The organism is Paraburkholderia bannensis NBRC 103871 (assembly GCF_000685015.1).
Classification (GTDB): Bacteria; Pseudomonadota; Gammaproteobacteria; order Burkholderiales; family Burkholderiaceae; genus Paraburkholderia; species Paraburkholderia bannensis.
The window spans coordinates 45,872-54,456 of the sequence record NZ_BAYA01000038.1 but is presented as its reverse complement, the minus strand read 5'-3'; the positions used below and the strand labels follow the sequence as shown (position 1 = coordinate 54,456).

At 65.2% G+C, this 8,585-nt stretch carries 9 protein-coding genes; 5 read left to right on the top strand and 4 right to left on the bottom strand.

Annotation, left to right across the window (positions count from 1 at the left end):
* Positions 1-59 precede the first annotated feature (59 nt).
* Complete coding sequence (gene rarD, locus BBA01S_RS34545; protein ID WP_027820417.1) at positions 60-953, bottom strand: EamA family transporter RarD; 894 nt, start codon at positions 951-953, stop codon at positions 60-62.
* Positions 954-1,394: 441 nt separating this feature from the next.
* On the opposite strand from rarD, the gene egtD reads away from it, so the two are divergent.
* On the top strand, positions 1,395-2,375 hold the full coding sequence (egtD, locus tag BBA01S_RS34540; RefSeq protein WP_027820416.1) for an L-histidine N(alpha)-methyltransferase: 981 nt from the start codon (positions 1,395-1,397) through the stop codon (positions 2,373-2,375).
* Positions 2,376-2,485: 110 nt separating this feature from the next.
* Here egtD and BBA01S_RS34535 read toward each other — a convergent pair whose 3' ends face one another.
* Entirely contained in the window at positions 2,486-2,782 is a 297-nt protein-coding gene (locus BBA01S_RS34535; RefSeq protein ID WP_027820415.1) for an acylphosphatase, read from the bottom strand.
* Between the two features lie 188 nt (positions 2,783-2,970).
* Here BBA01S_RS34535 and hpnA point away from each other — a divergent pair, with 188 nt between their 5' ends.
* The 4 genes from hpnA to BBA01S_RS34515 all read left to right on the top strand — a co-directional run bounded on the left by hpnA (position 2,971) and on the right by BBA01S_RS34515 (position 6,150).
* Positions 2,971-3,993, top strand: a complete 1,023-nt coding sequence (gene hpnA, locus BBA01S_RS34530; RefSeq protein WP_027820414.1) for a hopanoid-associated sugar epimerase — start codon at positions 2,971-2,973, stop codon at positions 3,991-3,993.
* A 178-nt stretch (positions 3,994-4,171) separates the two neighbouring features.
* Complete coding sequence (locus BBA01S_RS34525) at positions 4,172-4,786, top strand: hypothetical protein (protein WP_027820413.1); 615 nt, start codon at positions 4,172-4,174, stop codon at positions 4,784-4,786.
* Positions 4,787-5,113: 327 nt separating this feature from the next.
* Positions 5,114-5,563: a mobile mystery protein A gene (locus BBA01S_RS34520; protein ID WP_245641678.1), complete on the top strand. Its 450-nt coding sequence runs from the start codon at positions 5,114-5,116 to the stop codon at positions 5,561-5,563.
* On the top strand, positions 5,554-6,150 hold the full coding sequence (locus BBA01S_RS34515; protein ID WP_027820411.1) for a mobile mystery protein B: 597 nt from the start codon (positions 5,554-5,556) through the stop codon (positions 6,148-6,150). The genes BBA01S_RS34520 and BBA01S_RS34515 overlap by 10 nt, the downstream gene beginning before the upstream one ends.
* Before the next feature lie 56 nt (positions 6,151-6,206).
* Here the strand turns inward: BBA01S_RS34515 and BBA01S_RS34510 are convergent, their stop codons facing one another.
* A complete protein-coding gene (locus BBA01S_RS34510; protein ID WP_407668360.1) occupies positions 6,207-7,382 on the bottom strand; it encodes a glycosyltransferase in 1,176 nt (391 codons plus the stop codon).
* Positions 7,382-8,251 (bottom strand): squalene synthase HpnC, encoded by an 870-nt coding sequence (hpnC, locus tag BBA01S_RS34505; protein WP_027820409.1) that lies wholly within the window; start codon positions 8,249-8,251, stop codon positions 7,382-7,384. The genes BBA01S_RS34510 and hpnC overlap by 1 nt, the downstream gene beginning before the upstream one ends.
* Positions 8,252-8,585 lie beyond the last annotated feature (334 nt).

Here is an 8,585-nt window from a genome sequence, read left to right as displayed (position 1 = left end):
GCGCCTGGCCGGCCGCGCCTGGCCGGCCGCGCCTGACCGGCCGTGCCGACTGGCCGCGCCTAGCGGGAGTGGCGCACGAGCCGCGCGCCATGCAGCGCCGTCAACGCGACGGCAATCCAGATCGGCACGTAAGTCGCAAGCTCGCGCAGCCCCAGATGCTCGCCGAGCAGCGTGACGGAGACGACTACCAGCAAGACCGGCTCGACATAGCCAAGGATGCCGAACAGCGCCATCGGCAGCAAACGGCTGGACTTCAGGTAACTCGCGAGCGCCACCGTGCTGATCACGCCCAGCCCCGGCAGCAGCACCCACGCTACCAGCGCATGCTGGCTGAGCAGCGCGAGCGAGCCGCCCGCGTGCACTTCGATGAAGGCCACCGGCAGCAGCAGCACCATTTCGACCGCAAAGGTCACGAGCGAATCCGCCTGGATCTTGCGGCGCAGCACGAAATACGGGGGGTAGCCCAGCGCCGTGAGCAGCGTCGGCCACGAAAACGCGTGCGTGGCCCAGAGTTCGTGCGCCACGCCCACCGCCGCGCAGGCGACCGCGAGCCATTGCAGCGGCTCCAGGCGCTCGTGGTAGTAATAGCGCCCGACCAGCACCATCACGAGCGGCAGCATGAAGTAGCCGAGCGACACTTCGAGCATGCGTCCGTGCAGCGGCGCCCACAGGAACACCCACAACTGCACGCCGAGCAAAGCGGCGCTCGTCACCAGCATCAGCGCGACGCGCGGGTTGCGGATCGCGCGCGTCACCAGTTCCAGCAATTGCGGCAGGCGCTTGCGCAGCACCAGCAGCGCGAGCGCGCCGGGCGCCGTCCAGATCACGCGCCACGCGAAAATGTCGAGTCCGCCGAGCGGCGCGAGCAACAAGGTGTACGCCGGGAGCAGCGTGAACAGCGCCGAAGCGCCCACGGAAAGCGTGAGGCCGCGCTTGAGATCGTGATGGTTCATCGAAGGATTGCGGCGCGGGCCGTTTGAGAAGTCTGCACGTCGTGCAACGCGTGCGAGCGCGACAAAAATCGGGACGAAGCGTCCCGGCGCGCGGCCATGCCAACCACGGGCGGCGCGGGAAAAAACGTTGTCATGTGAATCGGCTATTGAATTAGGCGTGCTGTCTGCCACTGCGCGCCAGCGGGCATTCTAATGCGCCGCAAGCTCGCTGCAAGCCCCGCCGGTGCGGCGGGCACGGCCGATGCGCCCGCTGCTCAAGCAGCGAATTCCGCGATTTAGTCCGTGAATTGCCCGCCGCGATGGACTAGAACGGAAGTCTTTGCTGGAGAACCGCCCTTCGTCCGGCGCGCGCATTGATCGGAACATTCGCCAGCGAATTCGCCGATCGATGCATCGATACCGCGCCCCGGCCGCCTGCCGTCCCATGCATCAGGAGCCCGCATGACCCTGCCCGCCTCCCGTCCCGAACCGCTCAATCCCGCCCACGCGAGCTTCGCCGCCGATGTCCGCAGCGGCCTCATGCACGCACCGCAGAAAGAATTGCCGTCGATGTACCTGTATGACGAAGTCGGCTCGGCGCTGTTCGAAGTCATCACGGTGCTGCCCGAATACGGCGTCACGCGCTCGGAAGAGCGGCTGCTCACGCGCTACGCCAACGAGATCGTCGAAGCGCTGCCCGCCGACGTCACCGTCGCCGAACTCGGCAGCGGCAGCGGCCGCAAGACGCGCCGCATCCTCGAAGCGCTGTGCCGCAAGCGCCCCACCTCCTACTGCCCGATCGAGATTTCGCGCACCGCCTTGCAGCTATGCCGGCGCGAACTGGCCGATATCGAGCGCATTTCCATCGTCGGCTACGAGCGCGACTATCTGGCCGGTCTCGCCGAAGTCAGCCGCCAGCGCAAGAACGGCGAGCGCCTGCTGGTGCTGTTTCTCGGCAGCACGATCGGCAACTTTGCGCGCCTCGCGGCCACGCGCTTCCTGCGCGAGATCCGCGCGATGCTGCGCCCCGGCGACACGCTGCTGCTGGGCACCGATCTCGTGAAGCCCGTCGCCACGCTGATCGCCGCCTACGACGATGCCATCGGCGCGACCGCCGCGTTCAACCTCAACCTGCTCTCGCGCATCAACCGCGAGCTGGACGCGGACTTCGACCTGCACGACTTCGAACATGTCGCGCGCTTCAATCCCGATGCGCGCAGCGTCGAGATGCACCTGCGCGCGAAGCGTCACCTCCATGCGCACGTGGGCGCGGCGCGGCTCGACATCGAGATGCAAGCCGGCGAGACGATCTGGACGGAGAGCAGCCACAAGTACCACGCCGACGAGATCCCGGCGATCGCCGCCGATGCCGGTTTCACCTGCGCGCGGCAGTGGGTCGAGAAGGAATGGGGATTCGCGGAGAGCCTGCTGGCCGTGGCTTGAAGTCGCTTGAAGTCGCTTGACGCGGCCTGACGTGGCTTAACGCCATAAAAACGAAAAAGCGGTGCGCTTTTCAGGGCGCACCGCTTTTTTCTTGCATCAGGGCGGCGTTATCAGTGCTGCTCGAAACGCTCGTAACGCTTTTCGGTGTAGCGCTCCTCGCTTTCCACCGACTTCACGCGCGCGGCGGGCGGCCCGTGGCGCAGCCACGAGAGCATGCGGTCGACCTGGTTCGCCGAGCCCTGGATCACGGCTTCGACCGAGCCGTCCTCCAGATTGGCGACATAGCCGCGAATGCGCAGCGCGTGCGCCTGACGCACCGTCGCGTGACGAAAACCCACGCCCTGCACCGTTCCGCGCACGCGCACGTAGTAGGTTTCAACGCGCGCATCCAGATCCGGTTCGCTCATGTTTCGATCTCCTGTTTCACCTGCGTACGGCATACGGTCGGCATTGTAGACGCGATTTCCGCGCGCCTGCGCCGGCGCGCGTGAGACCCGCGGTGCACGCGCGCCACGTACAATCCGTGCCACTGCGGCACCCGGGCAGGCCAATCCCCGGCCCGGCGCCCATCATCGAACCCGAATGCGAAACCAGAATGACCGACACTTCCCGCGCTAACAAAGACCTCGTGCTGATCACCGGCGCGTCCGGCTTCGTCGGCTCGGCCGTCGCCCGCATCGCGCTGGAGAAAGGCTTTGCCGTGCGCCTGCTGGTGCGCGCAACGAGCCCGCGCAAGAACCTCGAATCGCTCGACGTCGAAATCGTGACCGGCGACATGCGCGACGAAGCCTCGATGCGCAAGGCCCTGGACGGCGTGCGCTACCTGTTCCACGTGGCCGCCGACTACCGCCTGTGGGCGCCCGATCCGCTCGAAATCGAGCGCGCCAACCTGGAAGGCGCCGAAGCCACCATGCGCGCCGCGCTCGCCGCGGGCGTGGAGCGCATCGTCTACACCAGCAGCGTGGCCACGCTCAAGGTCACGAGCTCGGGCAATTCCGCCGACGAAACCTCGCCGCTCAAGGCCGATCAGGCGATCGGCGTGTACAAGCGCAGCAAGGTGATCGCCGAGCGCGCCGTCGAGCGCATGATCGAGCAGGACGGCCTGCCCGCCGTGATCGTCAATCCGTCCACGCCCATCGGCCCGCGCGACGTGAAGCCCACACCCACGGGCCGCATCATCGTCGAGGCGGCGACCGGCAAGATGCCCGCGTTCGTCGATACAGGCCTGAACCTCGTGCACGTCGACGACGTGGCGAACGGGCACTTCCTCGCGCTGGAGCGCGGGCGCATTGGCGAGCGCTACATCCTCGGCGGCGAGAACCTGCCGCTGCAACAGATGCTCGCCGATATCGCCGGGATGGTCGGGCGCAAGCCGCCGACCATTGCGTTGCCGCGCTGGCCGCTGTACCCGCTCGCGATGGGCGCGGAGGCCGTGGCGCGCATCACGAAGCGCGAGCCGTTCGTGACCGTCGACGCGCTCAAGATGTCGAAGAACAAGATGTATTTCACCTCGGCGAAGGCAGAACGCGAGCTGGGTTACCGCGCGCGGCCCTATCGCGAAGGCCTGAAGGACGCGCTCGCATGGTTCGGCGAAGCGGGTTATCTGGGTGCGAAATAAGGCTTGAATCGAAGCTTGATTCGAAGCTTGAATCGAGGCCCGATACAAGGCTTCTCGCGGCGCAAAAGCGGGACGCACCATCATTTGTTACAACTTTTGTTGCGACCTCCTTACAACGACCGCCGACCTGTTCCCGCGCTCTGTGGGTAAAATCGCGGGTCTTACCAGAGAAGCTCGCATGAATCTTCAAGACCAGATCGGCGCGATCGACGTGGGCGTCGATCAACTCATTCAGGCCGCCAGCGCCGCGCACGCGCCGGTTGCGGCCGACGCAGCGGCCCCGCAACCGGGCGGATCGGACACGCCGCACACCGCCGCGGATATCGAACCGCAAGCGCCCGCCGACGCTGCTGACACTGCTGAAGCTGACGCCGCCGTGGAGCCGACGCAGCCCGAGCCAGCCACGCTCGTCACGCAGGACGCCGCAAGCGAAGCCGGCGAGACCGCCGAAGCGCCGGCTGCAGACGCGCGCGCCACGCTGGAAGTGGGCCGTCCCTCGCAGAACGAAATCACCATGACCATCAACGGTCAGACGGTGTCACTGCATCCGATGCAGGTGAGCCAGCTGATCGAAGAACTCGCGAACGTGCGAGCGTCGATGCAGCCCGAGCCGCCGCCTGGCATCCCGCCCGGCTGGCGCTTCGCCTCGACGAAGAATCCGATGATGGCCGTGCAGAAGCAGACCAACGGCGATCGCCTGCTGGTGATGCGCCACACCGGCCACGGCTGGGTGCCGTTCACGTTCTCGCCGGACATGGTCGTGCAGATGTACATGATGCTGACGCAGCGCTGAGCGGCCATCGGCATCGTTCCGGCCGATAAAGGCCGCCGCGTGGAGCAACAAGCTGCATCGCAACAAGACTGGTTTTTGAGCTGAATGACGCCAGACCCGCAATCCCATCAGGGATTGCGGGTCTTTTTCTTGACGACGCGCAAAGCGGATTACTTCATATTTGCTAGCCTGAAAGGCAGCAAATTACGGATTTTCACTTCATCATAGAGAAGCAAAATTTCACATCATGCTTCTCTATAGTGAAGCACATGATTGGAACCTGCTTCACTATAGGCTATTATTTCGTCACTTCTTGATAGCCTATAGTGAAGCGAGATGGACTCTAAAATGAGACAGCTTCGGCTTGAGCAGATTCAGGCAGCAGCCGCGGCGTACAAGGATCTGACAAGCCGACGTCCCCCACAACGCGGATGGCTAAAGGCCATCCGGGAATCGCTAGGGCTCACCGAGCGGCAGCAAGCCGCCAGGTTGGGTATTACCGGTTCGAGCCTTCACAAGTCGGAGTTGGCGGAAGCAGAAGAGCGAATCACGCTCGGACAACTACGCAAGCTGGCTGAGGGACTGGACTGCGAGTTGGTCTATGCACTGGTTCCTAGAAAACCGCTGACTCAAGTGGTCGAAGACCAGGCCCGCTCAATCGCCCTCCAGGAAGTCAGTAGCGTCGCGCACACCATGAGTCTGGAAGATCAGCGTCCGGCAACGGAACGGCTGCGCAAACAGGTCGAACAGAGAACGGCGGAACTACTCCGGGGCCGCTGGTCGGATCTATGGCGATAAATCCGGATGAACAGGACGGTCAAACACCGCTCGATCCTGACGAACTGGCAGGGCTAATACCTGCTCACCTGTCGACCCACGGCGACCTGAATGACTGGGAGCAGGAGAACATCTTACGGGCCGTGCAATGGGCACGGCGTCAACGCAAGGCCGAGGTTCTCAGCGAAGCGTTCTGTCGCAACCTTCACAAGAAGATGTTCGACGCGACCTGGTCGTGGGCAGGTACATTCCGTAAGTCCGACAAGAACCTCGGATGCGACTGGACGCAGATCAGCGTCAAACTAAGAAACCTCTTCGACAACACACAGTGGTGGATCGAAAACGGTACCTTCCCGGCCGATGAGATTGCCGCACGATTTCATCGCGATCTGGTCTGGATTCACCCTTTCCCAAACGGCAACGGCCGGCACGCGCGCATGATGGCTGATGCGCTACTGCGCAGCCTGAAGCAGGAGCCATTTTCGTGGGGCAGCGGCGGGACGCTGGTTAAAGCCGACAACGCCCGGGCGGAGTACTTAACCGCCTTGCGGGCAGCAGACAAAGGCGATTACGCGCTGCTGCTGGTCTTCGTGCGAAGCACGACGTAGCCGGCTTTTTTCATTCTTGCGCAGCGCGCCCTGCGACGCGCTACGCGGCTTTTACCTCAACGTCCCTGCACCGGCGCCTGCACGCGCGCCTTCCACTGGCCGCCCTTGCCGCGCCAGAAGCGCCACGCCGACGCGAAGGTCGCGCCCACGTAAAACAGCGCGACGAGCGGCAGGAACGGCGCCCACAGCGGCGAGCGACGATAGTAGGCCAGCATCGGCGAGTACGCGCAGCACATCAGCGCCCACGCAAGCCACGCGGGCCAGCCCTTCGCGCCCAGCACGAGCGCCACGACCGGCGGCGCCAGGTAGATCACCGTCATGCCGACGATCGTGCCCAGCAACTGCCACGCCGAGTAATGCAGCTGCGTGAACGCGGTGCGCGCGATCATGTTCCAGATGTCCTTCCACGAATCGTAGGGGCGCAGCGACACGCTCTTTGCGGCCACGTCCAGACGGATCGGGTGATGCCCTTCGCCGCGATGCTTGATGCGTGCGGCCAGGCTGCAATCGTCGATGAGTTCGGCGCGGATCGACTCGATGCCGCCCGCTTCTTCCAGCGCCTTGCGGCGCACCAGCATGCAGCCGCCCGCAGCGGCCGCGGTCTTGTTGCGCGCGTCGTTGACCCACGCGAACGGATAGAGCTTGGCGAAGAAGAACACAAAGGCCGGAATCAGCGCCTTTTCCCAGACCGAGTCGCAGCGCAGACGCACCATCAGCGAAACGAGGTCGCGCTTTTCGGCCTGCGCGCGCACGACGAGTTGCGCCAGCGCATCGGCGGGATGGCCGATGTCGGCGTCGGTGAGCAGCAGGTAGTCGGCGTCCAGGCCCAGCGTGCGCACGGCTTCGATGCCCTGCGACTGCGCCCAGACCTTGCCCGACCAGCCCGCGGGCAGCGGCTTCGCGGTGATGACGGTGAGCTTTTCCGGGCACTGGAGCGCAAGCGCCGCGGCGCGCGCGGCTTCGGCGGTGCCGTCGGTGCTGTGGTCGTCGATGACGATGACATGGAAGTCGCCGCCGTACTCCTGGCGCAGCAGCGAAGTGACGGCCTCGCCGATCGCATCGGCTTCATTGCGCGCGGGCACCACGGCGCACGCCGACGGCCAGCCCGACGCAGGCTCGATCACGGGCAGCGGATCGGCGGGCCGCGAGCGCCAGAAACCGCCGCGGCCGAGCAGCAGCACCAGCCAGATCAGCAGCGAAAGACAGGAAACGGCGAAGAGAGTCGTGGTCATCATGCGTTGTTACTCTTGATCGAAGGCGCGCGCACGCCGACGCGGCGCGACAGCCACATGGCCGCCGTGCGTATCAGCACCCCGGCCCAGTCGGAAGCGCGCAGCGCTGGCCGCGCGCGAAATACGTCATAGTCGGCTCGCTCGATCACGTCGAGCATGCGCAGCCCGCCGTGAACCACGCTGCACAGTTCGAGGCTGAAGCGCCCCGGCACGCGCAGCGCCAGCGGCGCGCCGCTGAGCATCAGCGCGCGCACCTGGGCAATTTCGTGCCGCATCAGCGCGCGCCAGGCGTCGTCCACCACGCCTGCCGCGATCTGCGCCTCGGTCACGTTCAGGCGCTCGCGGTCGGCCTGTGGCAGATAGACGCGCCCGCGCCGCCAGTCGGCCGGCACGTCCTGCAAGAAGGTGATGAGCTGCAAGGCGGTGCAGATCGCATCGGAATCGGCGAGGTTCTCAGGCGTCGCTTCGTCGATCAGATGCAGCATCAGGTGCCCGACCGGGTTCGCCGAGCGCCGGCAGAAGTCCATCAGTTCCAGACGATCGGCATACCGCGTGGTGTCGATGTCCTGATCGAACGCCGACACCAGATCATAGAACGGCTGCAGCGGCAGGCGGCAGCGGCGCACCACGTCCGCGAGCTTCGCGAACAGCGTCGGATGCACCGGCGCGGTGCGCCCTTCGGCCACGGCGTCCAGGCCATCGCGGAAATCGGCCAGCCGCGTGTGACGCTCCTCGCGGCTCCAGTCTCCTTCGTCGGCGATGTCGTCGAGCGTGCGCGCGACGTGGTAGATCACGCCGACAGGCGCTCGCAGCGCCTTCGGCAGCAACAGGCTCGCTACCGGAAAATCGTCGTAGTGGTCGGGTTCCATCCAGGCGTCCTGATTGGGGTCGGGCCCGCATCGCGCCGGGCGCTCCGGCAGCGGGGACGTTAGTTTAAGGGTTCCCGCCTCATGTTGCACCGCGCCAACCCTCGTCTGGCCCTCGTTAAGAAAAATTGCACGACGATTACTTTCACAAGTCTTTCAGTTGAAGACGTGCTGCGTGACCGTCATCCCGCCGTCACCGGCTTGCCGCGGGGCTGTCATCGCGCTGCCACGCGGCCGCACGGGGGCTCGGGCGGGGTCACGGGTGAGGCCAATACGGCAGCGAAATCGGGGCAAAAGCACCGTCCGAATCGGGGCAAAAGCGAATGAAAGGCGATTA

What these genes read in the sequence shown, in the direction of transcription:
- BBA01S_RS34515 (WP_027820411.1), top strand. Translation starts at nt 5,554, where the DNA reads ATGGCGATAAATCCGGATGAACAGGACGGTCAAACACCGCTCGATCCT.
- rarD (WP_027820417.1), bottom strand. Translation starts at nt 953, where the DNA reads ATGAACCATCACGATCTCAAGCGCGGCCTCACGCTTTCCGTGGGCGCT.
- hpnC (WP_027820409.1), bottom strand. Translation starts at nt 8,251, where the DNA reads ATGGAACCCGACCACTACGACGATTTTCCGGTAGCGAGCCTGTTGCTG.
- BBA01S_RS34525 (WP_027820413.1), top strand. Translation starts at nt 4,172, where the DNA reads ATGAATCTTCAAGACCAGATCGGCGCGATCGACGTGGGCGTCGATCAA.
- egtD (WP_027820416.1), top strand. Translation starts at nt 1,395, where the DNA reads ATGACCCTGCCCGCCTCCCGTCCCGAACCGCTCAATCCCGCCCACGCG.
- BBA01S_RS34535 (WP_027820415.1), bottom strand. Translation starts at nt 2,782, where the DNA reads ATGAGCGAACCGGATCTGGATGCGCGCGTTGAAACCTACTACGTGCGC.
- hpnA (WP_027820414.1), top strand. Translation starts at nt 2,971, where the DNA reads ATGACCGACACTTCCCGCGCTAACAAAGACCTCGTGCTGATCACCGGC.
- BBA01S_RS34510 (WP_407668360.1), bottom strand. Translation starts at nt 7,382, where the DNA reads ATGACCACGACTCTCTTCGCCGTTTCCTGTCTTTCGCTGCTGATCTGG.
- BBA01S_RS34520 (WP_245641678.1), top strand. Translation starts at nt 5,114, where the DNA reads ATGAGACAGCTTCGGCTTGAGCAGATTCAGGCAGCAGCCGCGGCGTAC.